The sequence below is a fragment of the Tsukamurella pseudospumae genome (assembly GCF_001575195.1).
GTDB classification, from domain to species: Bacteria; Actinomycetota; Actinomycetes; order Mycobacteriales; family Mycobacteriaceae; genus Tsukamurella; species Tsukamurella pseudospumae.
The window spans coordinates 584,785-602,872 of the sequence record NZ_LSRF01000058.1 but is presented as its reverse complement, the minus strand read 5'-3'; the positions used below and the strand labels follow the sequence as shown (position 1 = coordinate 602,872).

The following is an 18,088-nucleotide window of genomic DNA, read 5'->3' as shown; positions in this document are numbered from 1 at the left end:
CTACTCCTTCGCCGTGCCGTCCGTTCCAGTGTGGACCTCCGGGCTTGGGATGCGCTTGCACCGCGGTTCAATCCCCGCGCAGATCGCGCACCAACTGGAGGGCCTCGGCACCGTCGGGCGGCTCGGTCATCCCGGCGGTGAGGGCCAGCCCCAGGCAGGCACCGCTGATCACGGCGTCGGCGTACTCGAACTCGTCCCCGAAGGGCAGGAAGGGTTTCGCCACCATCAGGGACGCCACGCCGTGCACGATCGTCAGCATGCGCAGCGCGATCGGGCGCGGGTCGCCCGGCGGGTAGAAGCCCACGTCCTGGAGGCGGCGCACCGTCTCCTCCAGGTGGCTGAACGCGGCGTTGTTCAGCACGACGTCCACGTCGGAGGCGGAGTCCGACGGGTCCATCATCGCCAGCCGGTACTGCTCGGGGTTCTCCACCGCGAAGCGCACGAACTCGAGTCCCTGCGCGCGCGCCGCTTCGAGCGGCGTGACGGCGCCTGCGTCGGCCGCGCGGAGGGCATCGTCGAGCTGCTCCAAGTACCGCCCGACGACGGCGTCCAGGAGCGCGCCCTTGTCCGCGTAGTGCAGGTAGATCGACGGTGGCGTGACCCCGACCCGTTGCGCCACCGCGCGAATGGAGACCGCCTCGGCGCTGCCGGTCTCGACGAGCAGTTCCGTGGCGGCGTCGAGGATGTCGGCACCGAGACGGTCACCGTCCCCGCGTTTGCTGCGCCGCCGTCGCTCCTCTGCCATGGCCTACGATTCTCGCAGACCGACGCGGTCGTACAGGCGCTTCAGCGGGGCGGCCGCCCACCAGTTCCACGTACCCGCCACCCGCATGAACGCGGGCACCAGCAGCATGCGGATCAGGGTGGCGTCCAACAGGACCGCGATCATCATGCCCACGCCGAACATCTTCATGAACGACACACCCGCGAATCCGATGGCCGCGAACACGATCGCCATCAGCAGCGCCGCAGCAGTGATCACGCGGCCGGTGCGGGCGATGCCCATCGCGACGGCCTCGTCGTTGGCGGCGCGGTCGTGCGTCGGCGAGTGGTCCCAGAACTCCTTGATCCGGGACAGCAGGAACACCTCGTAGTCCATCGACAGTCCGAACGCGATGCAGAACATCAGCACCGGCATGTTGGCGATGATCGCGCCGGTCACCGTGGTGTCGAGCCCGCCGAGCCAGCCCCACTGGAAGATCGCGACCAGGGCGCCGAACACCGCGGACAGTGAGATCACGTTCATCACCAGTGCCTTCAGCGGCAGTACGAGGCTGCCGGTGAGCAGGAACAGCAGGATGAAGGTGGTCACCGCGATCACGATCAGCACGGTGGGCAGGGTGTCGAGGATCGACTGGACCGAGTCGCGGTTGAGCTGCGCGGACCCGCCGAACGACGCCGGAGCGGGCGCGCGCACCTCGCGCAGCCGATCGAGCTGGTCCGACGCGGCATTGGTCAGCGGGTCGAGCTTCGACGAGACCGTCACCAGGACGGTGCCGTTCGACGCCCGGGAGGTCGGGTCACCGTCGGCGATCCGATGCCCGCCGAGGTACGTGCCGGTCGAGGAGACGACGGTGCCCGTCGACTCGACGGTCGAGAGGCGCGTCGCGTAGTCGGCCACGGCACCGTCGTCGACCTTCTCCGTGAGGACCACGCTGACCTGGCCCGAGGCGTCCTCCGCGAAGTCCGTGCGGATGGTGTCGCCCACCTGGTGCGAGGACGCCGAGGCCGGGAGCACGCGGTCGTCGGGGAAACCGAAATGGATGCTGAGGAAGGGGCTTCCGAGCACCAGCAGGAGCGCGATGAGGGCCAGGCCGACCGGAACGGCGCGCCGCAGCACGCCGCGGGTGAAGCGGTAGAAGAGGCTGTCGTGCGGGTCGGGTTCGGGCCCGCGCCGGCCGATCTTCAGGGCGTCCACCCGGTCGCCGAGGACGGTGAGGATCGCGGGCGTGAGGACGAGCGTGGCGAGCGCCGCGAAGACCACCACCGCCACACCCGCGTACGCGAACGAGCGCAGGAAGTACATCGGGAAGATCGCCATCGCGGCCAGTGAGAGACCGACGATCACGGCGGAGAAGATCACCGTGCGGCCGGCGGTGTTCATGGTGCGGCGCAGCGCTTCCGGCCTGTCACCGCCTGCGGCCACCTCCTCGCGGTAGCGACTGAGGACGAGCAGCGTGTAGTCGATCGCGAGCGCCAGGCCCATCGCGGTGGTGAGGTTGAGCGCGAAGATCGAGACATCGGTGATGGCCGTGAAGGCACGCAGGATGCCGGTGGTCGCGATGATCGCGGCGATGCCGATGAGGACCGGGATGGCCGCCGCCACAAGCCCGCCGAACACCCACACCAGCACGAGGAAGGTGATCGGGATGGCGACCGCCTCGGCGACGAGCAGGTCCTTCGACGACTGGTCGTTGATCTGCGCGTAGCTGTAGGCCTGGCCGCCGGGCGTCATCGTGACGGGCGACGGCGCCCCGGGGAGGTTCTCGACGATGGCCTTCGCGTTGAGCGGCGCCTGCGACTCGCCACCGGCGATGGAGGCGACGATGAGCACGGTGCGCTTGTTCTCGCTGAGCAGCATCGGGGTCGGCGCGGAGAAGCCGTCGACCACGCTCTCGACCCGCCCGTCGCCCTTGAGCCGGTCGACCAGGTCACGGCCGTAGGCGGACGCCGGGCCCTCCTGCCCCTCGGGCACGGACACCGCGAGCACGAGCGGGAGGCCGCCGCGGTGGAAGTCGTCGGCCATGTGGTTGTAGGTCTGCATGGCCTCGGCCTGCGGGTCGACGTAGCCGCCGGCCTGCAACTTGTCGGCGACACCCGCGCCTGCGAGGCCGAGCCCCGCCAGCAGGATCACCGCGAGCAGCAGCACCGCCTTGGCGCGCCGCGCGACCAGTCGCGTGAGTGCGTCGATCATCGTCCGACCTCCGGGAGAGTTGTGATAACGCCGTTAAGTTAACAGCGTTATTACAGGCCCCGTCAACCGCCCGAGGTAGGAAATGGAGCGTGACGTCGGCTACACCCGCGTCAGATGACCCGTCCGTTTCCGACGTACGCGCCGCCGCCGGCGGCACGAGCCGTCCCATCCAGACTCAACGACCAGAAGTCCGGTGGCTTGTTTGCCACGGCGGGGAAGAGGCGCCTGCTTCGATCCGTAATGAGCACCCGCTGACCGTCGGTGCCGATGACGTCACCGAATGCCAACAGGGCTCCTCCGTCCGCTGTGAACGCATCCCACAACTCGGTCGGGTTTGCTCCCGACGAGTCCGACGACAACTGGTAGTACGTAGCGAGCACCTTGGTCCCCACACCCGTGACCCGGACATACCAGTTGCCTGGACGTCCCTTCGCCCGATCGGCAAACATACTGCGAGCCCACAGCAGGTTCCCTGTCGCGGGATTGACCGTGCCGACGACGATCTGGCCACCGACCTCCTGGTACACGACTGGAAGGGGCGATACCGGTGCGTCGCAGTTGCAGTCGTCGCTCGCAGCCTTCCAACCCGCCGCCACGTCCTTCACCGCACCGTTGCGATCCACCACCTGCAGTGCTCCCGACGCGGTCGTCAGAAGCACCCCGGTGGCGGATCCGCTGATCGTGGGGTTCTCGTTCTTGGCGAGATCGCGCTGAAAGATCACCCGTCCGTCCGCGGCGAGGACACGGAGCTGTCCCTTCGCGAACGGGTCCGAGCCAGCCGGACTGGTGACTGTGACAGCCAATCCTGCGGTCGGGTAGACCTTCACCGAGGTGCCGGCGAGCCGCGACATCACGGTTCCGTCCGGGCGGTAAAGGGTGGCTTCCTTGCCGGCAGCGCCGACTACCACGACACCGTCGCCCAAGAATGCAATCCCGGGCCCTGGGACTTCACCGAGTCGAGTCAGCGCGCCGGTTTCGACGTCGAGGACCGTGCCCCGCCAGGCGGACGATCCCATCGGAGAATCCGCGCAGGCGAGCTTAGAAGCGCGGAGCGCGCACTTGTAGTCCGCACCGTCGTACGGGATCGGCTCACGCCGGATCTTGCCGGTCGCCGGGTCGACGACAATGATCAGTGGTTGGTCGTAGGTTCCGCCCTTGAAGACCGCGGTCTTCTCGTCGGCGGCCAAAAACGTCGGCGTCGTTGGCCCCGTAGTGACTCTCCAACGCCAGCCCTCGGGCTTGTTCTCTAATGACGGCAGCAACGGAGAGACCGAGGTCCGCGGCATAGCGGCCGCCTCGGCCGTCGGGGCCTGCGTAAGCCCACTCGTCGGGTCGTCCGACTGAACCCATCGATATCCGGCGTATCCACCGGCAACCACCACCAGCAGCACCACGACCGCGGCCGCCGCGAGAGCGTTCCGCTTTCGTCGGCCACGGGGTCGCGAATCCGCTGGAGCGGCGAGAGGCTGTTGCTCGCCCCGAAGGAGCGTGCGATCAGGGTCATCGTCGGCCGGACGCGGCTGCGCGACAGGCGGAACGGCGGGCGATACCGTCGGCGGAGCCGCTATCGCGGTCTCGCGGAGCCCCGCATCAAGCGCGGCGGCGAAGTCCGCCGACGAATCGAAGCGATCAGCCGGAGACTTCGACAGTGCCCTCCGCAGTGCGTCGTCGACATCCGGCGACAGCTCGGGCCGCAGCGCAACCGCGGACGGCGGCGGGGAGGTCAGGTGCGAGCCGATCACGATGGCGGCGTTGCTGTTCTGGAATGGAGCCTCCCCTACCAGGAGCTGGTACGCGGTACACGCCAGCGAGTACTGGTCGGACCGACCGTCCAACTGCTCGCCCCGGAGCTGTTCGGGTGACGCGTAACTCAGCGTTCCGACGGTGACGCCGGTCCCCGTCAGCTCTGAAGTCTCCGACCCCATCCGCGCGATGCCGAAGTCCGTGAGCATGACGTGCCCGTCGGTACTCAGCAGGATGTTGGCGGGCTTCACATCCCGGTGCACGAGACCACGGTCGGCGGCGTAATCCAGGGCGCCCGCCACGGCACCGATGCTGTCAGCGACCTCTTTCGGCGCGAGTCGACCCTGCTCGCGCAGCCGCCGCGACAGGTCCAGCCCGTCGACGAGCTCCATCGCGATCCACAGCCGCCCCTCGAACTCGCCCCGGTCGAAGACCTTGACGATCGCGGGATGCGACAGCGACGAGGCGAGATCCGCCTCCCGCTCGAACCGCGCGCGGAACTGCGGATCGGAGGCGAACTGCGGCGGCAGCACCTTGAGCGCGTCGGACCGCGGCAATCGCGGGTGCCGCGCGACGTAGACCTCTCCCATGCCTCCCGCACCGAGCAGTCGCTCGATCCGGTATCCGGCGAAGTCATCACCCGTTTGCAACATCACCCCTCCTCACGGAGGTCATGCTGCCACGGACCGGTTGGCGACGGCTTGGCAATCCCTGACTCGCGCGTCAGACCCCGCCGAGGCGGTTCTCACCGAGGGAGTGCACGAACCGCGGCCCGAGCAGCGCGAGCTCGCGGGTGTAGGCGTCGGCCCAGCCGCCGAAGGGCACGTGGGCGAGGTACTCGTTGCGGAATCGATCGTCCTCGGACACCTCGGTGGCACAGAAATCCGGGATCGCGAGATCGACGACGGGGCCGCCGCGCTCCACCTCCGCCATGACGAGCGGCGCGTTGGCACCGAGGAAGTCATCGATGATCCAGCCGTCCTCGCCGAGCCACATCGAGTAGCGCACCTTGGCCACGACGTGCTCTGCGCGGCGGACGATCTGGCCCGCCACCAGCGCATCGAGCTCGCGCTCGGCCTCGTAGCGGGTGCCGCTCACGGCCGGCCCCTTGGCCGCCATCGTGCCGGTGGTCGCGTCCGCCAGGGCGTCGATGAGCGCACCGGGATCGTCGGTCGGTTCCGACGGTGCCGGCCCTTGCACGCGCACCCGGACCGCGTACCCGTCGGCGGCGAACAGGTACGCCTGCACGATGAGCGTGGGCGCCGGGTCGAGCGCAGCGGCTTCGGGGACCTCGCGCACGAAGAACTTGCGCTCGAACTCGAAATCCCCGAAACCCTGCTCAGACATGTCTCAACCGTAACCGGTCGAGGTCACACCAGCGTGTAACCGGCTTCCTTCACGGCGGCCTCGACGGCGTCGCGGGTCAGCTCGGCGTCGCTGGCGACGGTAACCGCGCCGGTCTCGACGTTCACGTCCACGTTCGTGACGCCGCCGATCTCCGAGATCTCCTCCCGGACCGACGCCGCGCAGTGCCCGCAGGTCATCCCGGTCACGGTGTAGGTGCTCTCCACTGCCATCTTCCACTCCTCATCTCGGACGGGCCTGTGACCTCTCATGATCCGGCGCACCGTCGACCCCACCATACCCCCTAGGGGTATTTGCGCGCCAGCGGGTCCCACCCGGCCGCGGCCGTCAGGAAGCGCCCGATGGCACCGAACTCGGACGGCCCGGTCAGCTGCAGCTGCCCGAGCCACACCGCCACCCGCCCCATGTCGGGGTAGAAGTACAGGGCCGTCCCCGATCCGCCGACCCAGCCGTACCGGCCGGGGACGCTCCACGGATGAGCCCGGTCCACGTCGACCGACCCGCCGTAGCCCCACGCCGCGCCGTCGAGGAAGACATCGCCCGGCTGCGGTGGGACCTGCACGGCCGTCATCGCCGCCACGGACTCGGCGCGGAGCACACGAGCACCGTCGGATTCGCCCCCGCCGCGGAGCATCCGGCCGAACCGGAGCAGATCGTCGAGCGTCGACAGCAGGCCGCCGGCGCCCGATTCGAAGACCGACGGCGGGACGAAGGCACCGTCGGCCGGGTCGACGACCTCGAGCCCGTCGGGACCGTTCCTCACGGCATCGCCGAGCCTCGGGCGCATCGCATCGGTGGCCCGGAAGGCGGTGTCGGACATACCGAGCGGCGCGAGCACGGCATCGTCGAGCACCTCGCCGAGCGTGCCGCCGGCGGCGCGCGCGAGCAGGACGCCCAGAAGGTCCGCGCCGGTGTTGTAGGTCCAGCCCTCCCCAGGCTGGTGCGCGAGCGGGATCCGCGCGGCGCGGACGAGCCACTCGTCGGGCGGCGGGGTGCCGAGCGGGTCCGCCGGCCCCTGGTGCAGGTCGCCGAACAGGGCCGCCATCAGCGGCGCGCCGAAGTCGGAGATCATGCCCAGCCCGCCGGTGAACGACAGCAGGTGCCGCATCGTGATCGGCCGGACGGCGGGCACGGTCTCGTCCAGCGGGCCGCTCGGGTCGCGCAGGACGCGGGGCTCGGCCAGCTCCGGGAGCCACCGGGACACCGGGTCGTCGAGGCCGACGGTGCCCCGCTCGACGTGCACGAGCGCGGTAGCGGCGAGGATCGGCTTGCCGATCGAGGCGATGCGGAAGACGGTGTCCCGGGTCATCGCGACGCCCGGCGCCCGCTCACCCGCCACGACCACCTCGAGTCCCGCCTGATCGTCCAACGCGGCCACGGCGCCCGGAAGCGGCCCCAGCGCCACCTCGCGCTCAAGAAGCTCCTGCAGCACGGCACCCCTCCCGATCGGATCGTTACGTACGCTGACAAGCATGCCCATTCCCGAGTACGTCCGCAGCATCCGCGAGAAGATCGGCACCGATCTGCTGTGGTTGCCGGGCGTCGCGGCGGTGGTCGTCAACGAGGCCGGCGAGGTCCTGCTCGGTCGGCGTGCCGACACCGGCGAGTGGGCGTCGATCGCCGGCATCCTCGAGCCGGGAGAGCAACCCGCGGAGGCGATCGTCCGGGAGATCCGGGAAGAGGCGGGCGTCGAGGCGGAGGTGCTCGACCTGCTCGCGCTGCGCACCGACGAGCCGGTACGCTACCCGAACGGCGATGCGGCGCAGTACCTCACGATCCTGTTCCTGTGCCGGTACGTCTCCGGCGAGGCGCACGTCGCCGACGACGAATCAGTGGAGATCGCCTGGTTCTCGCCGACCACGCTCCCGCCGATGTCCGTCCGGCAGACCGAGCGCGTGCACCGCGGCCTCGCCGCGCTCCGCGGCGACACCCACCCCGCCTGGCTGCCGTAGCCGCTAACCGATGACCTGCTCACCCCGCCGGATCTCGACGATCGGCAGGCGCAGGGCACCGGGCGCGTTCGCGGGCACGACGGGCCGCCGCGGCTCGACGGGCGCGATACGGCGGTAGGGCTCGCCCTGCGGCGCACGGGTGTCCACCTCACCCTTGTTGGGCCACAGCGCCGCCGCCCGCTCGGCCTGCGCGGTGATGGTCAGCGACGGGTTCACTCCGAGGTTCGCGGACACGGCGGAGCCGTCGACCACGCTGAGCGTCGGGTAGCCGTACACGCGGTGGTAGGGATCGATCACGCCGCGCGACGCGTCCTCACCGATCGCGCATCCGCCGAGGAAGTGCGCGGTCATGGGGATGTTGAAGACCTCGCCCCAGGTGCCGGCGGCGGCACCGTCGATCTTGTCGGCGATCCGGCGGGTCGCCTCGTTGCCCAACGGGATCCACGTGGGATTCGGCTCCCCGTGCCCCTGGCGCGAGGACATCTTCCGGCCGAACAGCCCGCGCTTGGTGAAGGTCGTGATCGAGTTGTCGAGGTTCTGCATGACGAGCGCGATGATCGTCCGCTCGCTCCACCCGTTCACGAGCAGCACGCGCAGGAACGCGAGCGGGTGCCGCACGACGGTGCCGAGGAACTTCAGCCAGCGCGGCACGCGGCCGCCGCCGTCGGTCATCAGCGTCTGCAGCATGCCCATCGCGTTCGAGCCCTTGCCGTAGCGCACCGGCTCGACGTGGGTGTCGCTGCTCGGATGGAAGGAGCTGGTGATCGCCACGCCGCGCGTGAGGTCCAGCTCCTTGTCCACCGTCATGCGGACCGCGGAGAGGATGGACTCGGAGTTCGTGCGCGTGAGCACGCCGACCTGATCCGAGAGCTCGGGCAGCGCGCCGGTGTCGCGCAGCCGGTGCAGCAGCTGCTGCGTGCCCCAGGTGCCGGCCGCGAAGACGACGTGCTGCGCCGTGTAGGTGCGCCGACGCTTGCGGACCTTCGCGCCGGAGCGCACCGTCGACACCGCCCAGGTGCCGTCGACGAGCTGCGTCACGTCGGTCACCGTCGTGAGTGGGTGCACCTGCGCGCCCGCCCGCTCGGCGAGCCCGAGGTAGTTCTTGACCAGCGTGTTCTTGGCGCCCCACCGGCAGCCGGTCATGCACTCGCCGCACTCGATGCAGCCGGTGCGATCGGGGCCGGCGCCGCCGAAGAAGGGATCCGGAACGGTCTTTCCGGGCTCTCCGAAGTACACACCCACGGGGGTCTGGATGAAGGTGTCGCCCGCACCCATGTCGTCGGCGACCTGCTTGACGATCTCGTCGGCGGGCGTCATGTGCGGATTCTGGACGACGCCGAGCATCCGGCGGCCCTGGTCGTAGAAGGGCGAGAGCTCGTCGAACCAGTTCGTGATCCCGGCCCATTGATCGTCCTCGAAGAACGAGGCCGGGGGCTTGTACAGCGTGTTGGCGTAGTTCAGCGATCCGCCGCCCACGCCGGCCCCGGCCAGGATCAGGCAGTCGCGCAGCATGTGGATCCGCTGGATGCCGTACAGGCCCAGCGCCGGCATCCAGACGAACTTGCGCAGGTCCCAGCTGGTCTTGGCGAAGTCCTCGTCCGCGAACCGCCTGCCCGCCTCGAGCACGCCGACGCGATAGCCCTTCTCCGTGAGACGCAGGGCGGTGACGGACCCGCCGAAGCCGGATCCGATGACGAGCACGTCGTAGTCGGTCGTTTCGGCGGGGGCGGGGGCGGCTGAGCTGGACATGGTGGTCTCCTTCGGTCCTCCACGGCGGGGCGGTCGCCGGGTGACATGAATCACTGTCGTGTTCCATTTGATTACACATCAGGCTGATCTGTCAACCATGCGCACAGACTTCGACTAGATGTACGCTGGCGACATGAGTGCCCCCGCGAGCTTCCAGACCGAGGTCAAGCAGCTGCTACGCGACCGCGCGCTGGACGCCACCCGCGATCTGGTCCACGACGAGGGCTGGGGCGCGGTGAACATGTCGCTCATCGCCAAGCGGGTGGGGGTCAGCCGCACGGCGCTCTACAAGGCCGTCGGCGCCCGCGACGAGGTGGCCCGCGCGCTCATCGCCCGGGAGACGGACGGCTACCTCGCCGGCGTCGTCGCGCGGCTCGGTGAGCACCCCCGCGACCTCCCCGCCGGATTCGCGGCCGCCGCGACCTTCGCACTCGAGTACGGTGCGGACAACGCGCTGCTCAAGTCCATCCTGGCCGGCGACCGCGGCGACGCCGACCTGCTCCCCCTGCTCACCACGGACCCGTCGGCCGTGCTCGACCGGGCCATCGCCGCGGTCGCGCAGGCACTCCCCGCCCGGGTGCCCGACGGTGCCGTCGAGGTCTTCGTCCGCCTGACCGTCAGCCACCTACTGGGGCCGCGCGGCCCCGTCGACCGGGCGGCCGATCAGATCAGCCGGGCCGCCGGCGGGCTCATCCCGCCTTCGTGAGCAGGGGCTCGAGGGACGCACGCAGCGCGTAGTCGTTGCGGGCCCAGGCCTGCACCGTCGAACCGTCCGTGAGCTGCAGCCCCACGCCGTACCTGCGGCGCGGAATCTGACTGAGGCGGCCCATCGGCCGGGCCGAGGTCCACGCGGGAAAATCCTCCGGCGCGGCCCTCTTCGGGTGGTCCGGAGCCTTCCCGGGGAGGATCCGCCCGATCTCGGTGACGGGGACGCTCTCCTCGCCGCACCGCAGCTCGTGTTCCGTCAGCTCGACGGACACGTGGGTGCGGCCGGCGGTGACCTGCATCCAGACGAACCCCTGCGTGGCCAGGCCCAACAGCAGCCAGATCCACCACTCCGAGGTGCGACCGGCGAGCAGCCACTGGGTCACGATCATCGCGACCGTCGCCAGCGGGACCAGGAGCAGCCAGACACGGGAGAGGCCGCGCTCGGCGTACCGGGGGACGGAGTCGCTCACCGGCGTGCCCCCGCGATCGTGCCCGGATTGAAGTACTCCAGCGCGTCCCGGCTGTTCGCCGTGATCATCGCGCCGACCACCGCGATCGCCGCCAGGATCGCCGGCACCGCGATCTCCGCCTCGCCGGAGAAGAACCCCAGCACGCCCTGCACCAGTACGAACGCCGCGACGAACTGCAGTACCACGCGGGACCACCCCTGGCCCCGCCACAGGAAGAACACCAGCAGCCCGACCACGATCACGCCGAAGGCCACTGCCACGAGCGCGAACAGGAACACGCTGTTGTCGAACTGCTCGAAGGTCTTGTACTGCTCGCGGTTGATCTTCGCGAAGGTGCCGTCGCCCTTCTGCATCGCCGCGAACTCCTCGCGCACCGCGTCGGAGCCGCGGCCGATGACCGCCTTCGCCACCTGGGACACCACCGACGCGAGGACCACGAAGATCCACAGCTGCACGGACAGCTTCACGTCGTCGGGCCGGGGACCGCGCGGCGGCGCGGGTGCGGGCGGCGGCGCGGGCCACGTGGGCGGCTGCGGCCCGGGACCGGGCCAGACGGGACCCTGGTGCTGCATGTTCACCACTGCGCTCCCTCTGCCCGACCAGGTGCCGGAGCGCCGTGCAGGCGGCTCACGGTCACCACGTTCCCCTCGCGATCCACCCCGCGGCCTCGGTGGCCCAGTAGGTCAGGACGATGTCCGCGCCCGCGCGGCGGATCGACAGCAGCGACTCGCGGATCGCGGCGTCACGGTCGATCCAGCCGTTCTGCGCGGCCGCCGTGATCATCGAGTACTCCCCCGAGATCTGGTACGCCGCAACGGGAACCGGGGAAGCGGCGGCGACGTCGGCCAGCACGTCCAGGTAGCTCATCGCGGGCTTGACCATGACCAGGTCGGCACCCTCGGCGAGGTCGAGTTCCAACTCGCGCAACGACTCCCGCCGGTTCGCCGCGTCCTGCTGGTACGTCCGACGGTCCCCCACCAGCGACGAGCCGACCGCCTCGCGGAACGGACCGTAGAACGGGGAGGCGTACTTCGCGGTGTACGCGAGGATCGAGACGTCCTGGTGGCCCACGGAATCCAGCGCGGACCGGATCACGCCGATCTGGCCGTCCATCATCCCCGACGGCCCCAGCATGTGCGCCCCGGCGTCGGCCTGCGCCACCGCCATCAGCGCGTAGCGCTCCAGGGTGGCGTCGTTGTCCACCCGCCCGGCACCGTCGAGCACCCCGCAGTGACCGTGCGCGGTGAACTCGTCCAGGCACGTGTCGGCCATGATCACCGTCGCGTCGCCGAGATCCTCGCGCAGGGCGCGCAGGCCCCGGTTCAGCACCCCGTCGGGCTGCCACGCGACGCTGCCCTCGGCGTCCTTGTCGGCATCGTCGGGGACCCCGAACAGCATGATCCCGCCGACCCCGGCCCGGACCGCCTCCTCGGCCGCGGCACGCAGCGAGTCGACGGTGTGCTGGACGACGCCCGGCATCGACGAGATCGGCGCCGGAGCGTCGATCCCGTCGCGCACGAACATCGGCAGCACGAGCTGCCGGGGCTCCACCGAGACCTCGGCGACGAGCCGCCGGACGGCGGGCGTGGTGCGCAGCCGGCGCGGCCGCACGTGGGGGAACGTCATGTCTCCCAGCCTACTTGACGGTCAGGAGCGCGAGCGGCGCGGCTTCTTCCGCGGCGGGGGCAGGGCACCCTCGGCGCGGAGCCGGGACGCGTGTGCGGCCAGCGCCTCGACCAGGTCCTCGACCGACGCGGTCTCGGGCTGCACGTCCACCCGCAGACCGAACTCGATCGCGGTCTCGGCCGTCTTCGGGCCGATGCACGCGACGATGGTGCGGGCGTGCGGCTTGCCGGCGATGCCGACCAGGTTCCGCACCGTCGAGCTCGAGGTGAAGCAGACCGCGTCGAAGTCGCCGGTCTTGATCATCTCGCGGGTCGAGGCCGGGGGCGGCGCGGCCCGCACCGTGCGGTACGCGGTCACGTCGTCGATCTCCCAGCCGCGGTCGCGCAGGCCCTCGGCGAGGGTCTCGGTGGCGATGTCGGCGCGGGGCAGCAGGACCCGGTTGACCGGGTCGAAGACGTCGTCGAAGGGCGGGAAGACCTCGAGCATGCCCAGGCTGGACTGCTCACCGGTGGGGATCAGCTCGGGCTCGATGCCGAAGGCGCGGACCTTCGCGGCGGTCTGCTCGCCGACACAGGCGATCTTCACGCCGGAGAAGGCACGGGCGTCCAGACCGAACTCGATGAACTTCTCCCACACGGCGCGCACGGCGTTCGTGGAGGTGAAGACCACCCACTGGTAGCGACCGTCGACGAGGCCCTTGACCGCGCGCTCCATCTGGGCGGGGCTGCGGGGCGGCTCGACCGCGATGGTCGGGACCTCCATCGGGATCGACCCGTGGCTGCGCAGCCGGTTCGACATCTCGGCGGCCTGGTCCTTGGTGCGGGGCACGAGCACGGTCCAGCCGTACAGCGCGCGCGACTCCCACCAGGAGAGCTTGCTCCGCTGGCCCACGACCTTGCCGACGGTGACCACGAGCGGGCCCGGTAGTCCGGCGCCGGCCTCGTTGAGCGTCGCGAGAGTCGCCTCGACGGTCTTCTGCTTGCAGGTCGAGCCGTGCGCCGTCACGGCCACCGGGGTCTGCGGCGCGAGGCCGTTCTCGACCAGCGCGGAGGCGGTGTCGGCCAGGTGCTCGGCGGTCGCGCTCAGGACCAGGGGCGACGGTGCCGCGGCCAGCGCCGCCCAGTCGACCTCGCCGCGCACGTCGGCCTCGGTGTGCGCCGAGCCCAGCGCCATTCCGGCGTAGGTGGGGACGGCGGTCGCGGGTGCGAGGCCCGGGACGATCTCGAAGGCGATCTGCGTCCGGGCGACGGCGTTGACCTCGGCCAGCACCGCGTCCGAGGACAGCGGGTCGCCCGCGACCAGACGCACGACGTCGTGCCCGTGACGGGCCTGCGCGAGCAGCGTCTTGGCCACCTCGGCCGGCTCGCCGAGCGCGGGCGCGACGGAGGCGGGGTTGCGGAACGCGGGCTCGCTCTTGCGGCCCTTCGCCGCGGAGGCGGAGGCCGTGTCGGCGCCGTCCTCCTCGGTGTCGATCGGCTCGACGGGCAGGGCGGACCCCACGATGTCGAGGACGGTCTGCGGAACGTCGGGGTCGGTGAAGACCGTCCGGGCGCCCGCGATAGTCTGCTCTGCACGCAGGGTGAGCAGACCCGGATCGCCCGGGCCGGAACCCACGAAGGTGATGCGCCCCGGCACCGTCGCGCGGCCCCGGGCCGGCTTGTTCGCCTTCGCGGCGGCGCGGGTGGACACCGCGTCGGTGTCGGCTGCCGTGTCGGCCTTCGCGGTCTGTGCAATGCGGCTCATGTATCGGCTCCCAGTAGTTGCGGGTGCTACGCGAGCAGGTCGCGTGCGCCCAGGTCGAGCAGCTCCCGTGCCAACGCGATGCCCAACGCGTCGGCGTCGCCCACCGGACCGACCACGGAGGCCCGGACCGAGTCGGAGCCGTCCGCCGCGAGGGCGACGCCCCGCAATGACAGCTCCTCGAAGATCCGACCGTCGTCGTCGAGGGACTCGACGACCTCCGCGATCGCACCGACAGGCGCGGTACACCCGGCTTCCAGCTCGGCGAGGAGGGCACGCTCGGCGGAGACCGCCGCGCGCGTGACCGGATCGTCCAGGCCGGAGAGCACGGAATGCAGTTCCGCATCGTCGCGTCGGCACTCCACTGCGAGTGCGCCCTGAGCGGGCGCGGGCAGCATCTGCACCGGGTCGAGCGCTTCCGTCACCTCGTTGTGGCGACCGATCCGCTTGAGTCCGGCGAGGGCGACCACGATCGCGTCGAGTTCACCGTCCGCTACTTTGCGTAACCGAGAGTCAAGGTTGCCTCGTAGGGGGCGGATTTCCAAACCCAGACCCAGTGCAGTAAGCTGTGTGGCTCGCCGCGGGCTCGAGGTGCCCACCACGGAGCCCGCCGGCAGCTCCCCCAGGACGAGTCCGTCGCGCGCCACGAGGGCGTCCCGGGAGTCCTCCCGAGTCGGCACGGCGGCCAGCGAGAGCCGATCGTCGGGCGCGGTGGGCAGGTCCTTGTACGAGTGCACGGCCACGTCCACCTCGCCGGCGGCCAGGGCGTCACGCAGCGCGGAGGTGAACACGCCGACGCCGATCTTCTCGACCGGATCGGAGCTCAGATCGCCGGGCGTGGCCACGATGACCAGCTCGGCGGGGTGCCCCTGCGCGATCAGGGCGTCGCGCACCGTGCCGGCCTGCGTGGTCGCGAGCAGCGAGCCTCGGGTGCCGATGCGGATAGGGCCGGGCGGGGTGGCGGGAGTGGAATCAGGGACGGATTGCGTGGCCGGTTCAGACACTTCGGTCTTCGGATCCTTCGGTTGCTGAGACGACGCCCGTGGCGCCCGGCTTGAGTTCGAAGAGCTCGCGCAGCGCCTGCGCGTAGGAGTCGCCGCCCGGCGTCGCCGCGAGCTGTTTGACGCGCACCGTCGGGGCGTGCAGGAGCTTGTCGACGACGCGGCGCACCGTCTGCGCCACCTCGTCCCGATCCGTGCCCTCCAGGCCCGGCAGCCGTGAGTCGAGGCGCAGCAGCTCGGCCTCCACGACCTCGGCGGCGCGGCGACGCAGCGCCGTGACGGTCGGAGTGACCTCGGCGGACCGCTGGGCCGAGAGGTACTCGGCCAGCTCGTCGGAGACGATCCCACGCGCCTTCTCGGCGTCCTCGGCGGCCGCCTGCGTGCCGGGCTCGCGGGAGAGCGCGTCGATGTCGATGACGGTGACGCCCGGCAGCCCGACGACGGCGGGGTCCACGTCGCGCGGCAGGCCGAGATCACAGACCACCAGATCACTGTCGACGGTGCGCTGCGCGAGGGCGGAGTGCACGTCCGCGAGACTGACCACGCTGCCGACCGCGCCGGTGCAGGCGATGAGGACGTCGGCGTCGGCGAGCGCCTCGACGATGCCCTCCATCGGGACGGACCGCGCACCGTCGACCCCGGCGTCGAGAGCGGCCTGCGCGAGGCGGCCCGCCTTCTCCTCCGTGCGGTTGGCGACGGTGACATCGGCGACGCCCGCCCGCGCCAGATGCGCGACGGCGAGGCCGCCCATTGCGCCGGCGCCGACCACGACGGCGCGCCGCAGCGAGCCGCCCTGTGCGCCGAGGACCGACTGCGCACGGTCGAGCGCGACGGAGACGACGGAGGCGCCGGCCTTGTCGATACCGGTATCGGTGTGCACGCGCTTGCCGACGTGCAGCGCGCGCTGTGCGAGGTCGTGCACGACCCGGCCCGCGACCTGGTTCTCGTCGGACGCGGCGTACGCGCCACGGATCTGGCCGAGGATCTGCTGCTCGCCCACGACCATCGAGTCGAGGCCACTGGCCACCGAGAACAGGTGCTGGACCGCGGCCTCGGAGTAGCGGACGAAGGCGTGCTTGCTGAGCTCGTTGATGGAGAGGCCGGAGCGGGCGGAGAGCACGTCCGACACCGCTTCGAGCGCGGGGTGGAAGGCCTCGACGACGGCGTAGATCTCGATCCGGTTGCAGGTGGTGACCACCATGACCTCGTCGATGTGGGGCGACTCCATGAGCTGCGCCAACACCTTGGGACGATCGGTCTCGGTGATGGCCAGTTTCTCCAGCACCGACACCGGCGCGCTGCGGTGCGACGCGCCGAACAGCAGAACCGACACCCTCGCTGCTCCTTCGAAGATCATCTGCGGGCAACTACAGTCGGTAGTTTCCCGTACAGGCACGGTACCCCGCATCCCCTGAAATGGGAAAACGCGCCCAGCCCGACCTCACCCGTGCAGGTGACGAGGGGTCGCCCGCGAGGGTCGTTCAGCCCAGGATATCGGCTCTCAGGTGCGCGACGTCCACTTCGAACAGCCGCGGACCACTCAGGTGGCCAGATCCGCGCGCAGCCTGCGGACGTCCACCTCCCAATAGCTGTGCGTGGAACCATCGAGCAGTACCACCGGCAGCATGTCGCCGTACTCACCGCGCAGCTCCGTGTTGCCCGGCGCGTCGACGTCCACCTGCTCGTAGTCGAAGGGCACCTCGGCGCGGAGCGCGGTGAGCTCGTCGTGCGCGCGGGCGCACATGCCGCAGCCCTCACGGGTGAGGAGTGTGATGACAGCCATGTGCTCAGTGTGCCGGGTGCGGAGCGCGGTGGCACCGATGCGGGCCGCCTTCCCGGGCCTGCCCGCACCCCAGGCCCGCGGGATATAAGGTTGGACGAGACCACGCAACGCGGGAGGTGCCCTTGTCCGACCAGGCCAGCGCTGACGAACGTCGGCAGAGTGCGGCGGGCGAAGCGAGCGCCGATGCCGCACACTCGCTGCTGCTCGAGAAGGAGGGCCGCGAGGACGGTACGGTGCCGCCGGATCTGACGGCCGCCGCCTTCTTCGACGTCGACAACACGATGGTTCAGGGCGCGTCGATCGTGCACTTCGCCCGTGGCCTGGCCGCGCGCAACTACTTCAGCTACTCCGACCTCGCGTCGGCCGTGTGGGCGCAGGCCAAGTTCCGGCTCACCGGCAAGGAGAACAGCGAGGACGTGGCCGCGGGGCGCGAGAAGGCGCTGTCCTTCATCGCCGGCCGGTCCACGGAGGAGCTCAAGGCCGTCGGCGAGGAGATCTACGACGAGATCATCGCCGACAAGATCTGGCCCGGTACCCGCGCGCTGGCGCAGATGCACCTCGACGCCGGCCAGCAGGTCTGGCTCGTCACCGCCACCCCGGTCGAGCTGGCGCAGACGATCGCGGACCGGCTCGGCCTCACCGGCGCGCTCGGTACCGTGGCGGAGTCGCAGGACGGGATCTTCACCGGCAAGCTCGTGGGCGACATCCTGCACGGCCTCGGCAAGGCCCACGCAGTCCGCTCGCTGGCGATCCGCGAGGGCCTGAACCTCAAGCGCTGCACCGCCTACAGCGATTCCCACAACGACGTGCCGATGCTCTCCCTGGTCGGCACCGCCGTCGCCATCAATCCGGATTCCGACCTGCGCGATGTCGCGCGGGTGCGGGGCTGGGAGATCCGCGACTACCGCACCGGCCGCAAGGCCGCCAAGATCGGCGTCCCGACCGCCATCGGCGTCGGCGTCGCCATCGGCGGCGCAGCCGCGCTGATCAAGCACTTCAGCGACGACTAGCGACGTCCGGGTCGACGGTGCCGCCCG

Annotated in this window: 17 protein-coding genes; 3 read left to right on the top strand and 14 right to left on the bottom strand. The window is 70.6% G+C overall.

Translation table 11 applies throughout. The features are described from left to right. Positions 1-67: 67 nt before the first annotated feature. The 6 genes from AXK60_RS21310 to AXK60_RS21285 form a co-directional block, all read right to left on the bottom strand. Complete coding sequence (locus tag AXK60_RS21310; RefSeq protein ID WP_068574265.1) at positions 68-745, bottom strand: TetR/AcrR family transcriptional regulator; 678 nt, start codon at positions 743-745, stop codon at positions 68-70. 3 nt (positions 746-748) lie between these two features. Then, on the bottom strand, positions 749-2,914 hold the full coding sequence (locus AXK60_RS21305) for an MMPL family transporter (RefSeq protein WP_068574263.1): 2,166 nt from the start codon (positions 2,912-2,914) through the stop codon (positions 749-751). Positions 2,915-3,024: 110 nt separating this feature from the next. After that, on the bottom strand, positions 3,025-5,310 hold the full coding sequence (locus AXK60_RS26615) for a serine/threonine-protein kinase (RefSeq protein WP_068574261.1): 2,286 nt from the start codon (positions 5,308-5,310) through the stop codon (positions 3,025-3,027). A gap of 70 nt (positions 5,311-5,380) precedes the next feature. Continuing rightward, complete coding sequence (locus AXK60_RS21295; protein ID WP_068574259.1) at positions 5,381-6,004, bottom strand: CYTH domain-containing protein; 624 nt, start codon at positions 6,002-6,004, stop codon at positions 5,381-5,383. Positions 6,005-6,027: 23 nt separating this feature from the next. After that, positions 6,028-6,234, bottom strand: coding sequence for a heavy-metal-associated domain-containing protein (locus tag AXK60_RS21290; protein ID WP_068574257.1), 207 nt, complete (start codon positions 6,232-6,234; stop codon positions 6,028-6,030). A 71-nt stretch (positions 6,235-6,305) separates the two neighbouring features. Further along, positions 6,306-7,454, bottom strand: a complete 1,149-nt coding sequence (locus tag AXK60_RS21285; protein ID WP_068574255.1) for a serine hydrolase domain-containing protein — start codon at positions 7,452-7,454, stop codon at positions 6,306-6,308. 40 nt (positions 7,455-7,494) lie between these two features. Here AXK60_RS21285 and AXK60_RS21280 point away from each other — a divergent pair, with 40 nt between their 5' ends. Next, complete coding sequence (locus tag AXK60_RS21280; RefSeq protein ID WP_068574253.1) at positions 7,495-7,974, top strand: NUDIX hydrolase; 480 nt, start codon at positions 7,495-7,497, stop codon at positions 7,972-7,974. A 3-nt stretch (positions 7,975-7,977) separates the two neighbouring features. Here the strand turns inward: AXK60_RS21280 and AXK60_RS21275 are convergent, their stop codons facing one another. Continuing rightward, a complete protein-coding gene (locus AXK60_RS21275; RefSeq protein ID WP_068574251.1) occupies positions 7,978-9,723 on the bottom strand; it encodes a GMC oxidoreductase in 1,746 nt (581 codons plus the stop codon). Positions 9,724-9,856: 133 nt separating this feature from the next. Here AXK60_RS21275 and AXK60_RS21270 point away from each other — a divergent pair, with 133 nt between their 5' ends. Continuing rightward, positions 9,857-10,429: a TetR/AcrR family transcriptional regulator gene (locus AXK60_RS21270; protein ID WP_068982591.1), complete on the top strand. Its 573-nt coding sequence runs from the start codon at positions 9,857-9,859 to the stop codon at positions 10,427-10,429. Here AXK60_RS21270 and AXK60_RS27195 read toward each other — a convergent pair. From AXK60_RS27195 to AXK60_RS21235, 7 genes are all read right to left on the bottom strand, one after another. Then, entirely contained in the window at positions 10,413-10,901 is a 489-nt protein-coding gene (locus tag AXK60_RS27195; protein WP_068574247.1) for a DUF3093 family protein, read from the bottom strand. The genes AXK60_RS21270 and AXK60_RS27195 overlap by 17 nt on opposite strands. Continuing rightward, on the bottom strand, positions 10,898-11,479 hold the full coding sequence (locus tag AXK60_RS27190; protein ID WP_168544326.1) for a hypothetical protein: 582 nt from the start codon (positions 11,477-11,479) through the stop codon (positions 10,898-10,900). The genes AXK60_RS27195 and AXK60_RS27190 overlap by 4 nt, the downstream gene beginning before the upstream one ends. Before the next feature lie 55 nt (positions 11,480-11,534). Continuing rightward, on the bottom strand, positions 11,535-12,527 hold the full coding sequence (gene hemB, locus AXK60_RS21255) for a porphobilinogen synthase (RefSeq protein ID WP_068574243.1): 993 nt from the start codon (positions 12,525-12,527) through the stop codon (positions 11,535-11,537). 21 nt (positions 12,528-12,548) lie between these two features. Next, positions 12,549-14,270, bottom strand: a complete 1,722-nt coding sequence (locus AXK60_RS21250; protein WP_210733372.1) for a bifunctional uroporphyrinogen-III C-methyltransferase/uroporphyrinogen-III synthase — start codon at positions 14,268-14,270, stop codon at positions 12,549-12,551. A gap of 26 nt (positions 14,271-14,296) precedes the next feature. After that, positions 14,297-15,271 carry a hydroxymethylbilane synthase gene (gene hemC, locus AXK60_RS21245; RefSeq protein WP_068574241.1) on the bottom strand — a complete coding sequence of 325 codons (975 nt, stop codon included), beginning with the start codon at positions 15,269-15,271 and terminating at the stop codon, positions 14,297-14,299. Then, on the bottom strand, positions 15,264-16,601 hold the full coding sequence (locus AXK60_RS21240; RefSeq protein WP_068574239.1) for a glutamyl-tRNA reductase: 1,338 nt from the start codon (positions 16,599-16,601) through the stop codon (positions 15,264-15,266). The genes hemC and AXK60_RS21240 overlap by 8 nt, the downstream gene beginning before the upstream one ends. 207 nt (positions 16,602-16,808) lie before the next feature. Next, a complete protein-coding gene (locus AXK60_RS21235; protein WP_068574237.1) occupies positions 16,809-17,051 on the bottom strand; it encodes a glutaredoxin family protein in 243 nt (80 codons plus the stop codon). 122 nt (positions 17,052-17,173) lie between these two features. Between AXK60_RS21235 and AXK60_RS21230 the strand changes: the two genes are divergently transcribed. Then, the gene (locus AXK60_RS21230; protein WP_068575280.1) at positions 17,174-18,061 is read left to right on the top strand and encodes an HAD family hydrolase; all 888 of its coding nucleotides are present in this window, start codon (positions 17,174-17,176) and stop codon (positions 18,059-18,061) included. The last annotated feature ends 27 nt before the right edge of the window (positions 18,062-18,088 follow it).

Coding starts and splice junctions, on each gene's coding strand:
- AXK60_RS21310 (WP_068574265.1), bottom strand. CDS start 745: ATGGCAGAGGAGCGACGGCGGCGCAGCAAACGCGGGGACGGTGACCGT.
- AXK60_RS21305 (WP_068574263.1), bottom strand. CDS start 2,914: ATGATCGACGCACTCACGCGACTGGTCGCGCGGCGCGCCAAGGCGGTG.
- AXK60_RS26615 (WP_068574261.1), bottom strand. CDS start 5,310: ATGTTGCAAACGGGTGATGACTTCGCCGGATACCGGATCGAGCGACTG.
- AXK60_RS21295 (WP_068574259.1), bottom strand. CDS start 6,004: ATGTCTGAGCAGGGTTTCGGGGATTTCGAGTTCGAGCGCAAGTTCTTC.
- AXK60_RS21290 (WP_068574257.1), bottom strand. CDS start 6,234: ATGGCAGTGGAGAGCACCTACACCGTGACCGGGATGACCTGCGGGCAC.
- AXK60_RS21280 (WP_068574253.1), top strand. CDS start 7,495: ATGCCCATTCCCGAGTACGTCCGCAGCATCCGCGAGAAGATCGGCACC.
- AXK60_RS21275 (WP_068574251.1), bottom strand. CDS start 9,723: ATGTCCAGCTCAGCCGCCCCCGCCCCCGCCGAAACGACCGACTACGAC.
- AXK60_RS21270 (WP_068982591.1), top strand. CDS start 9,857: ATGAGTGCCCCCGCGAGCTTCCAGACCGAGGTCAAGCAGCTGCTACGC.
- hemB (WP_068574243.1), bottom strand. CDS start 12,527: ATGACGTTCCCCCACGTGCGGCCGCGCCGGCTGCGCACCACGCCCGCC.
- AXK60_RS21250 (WP_210733372.1), bottom strand. CDS start 14,270: ATGAGCCGCATTGCACAGACCGCGAAGGCCGACACGGCAGCCGACACC.
- AXK60_RS21235 (WP_068574237.1), bottom strand. CDS start 17,051: ATGGCTGTCATCACACTCCTCACCCGTGAGGGCTGCGGCATGTGCGCC.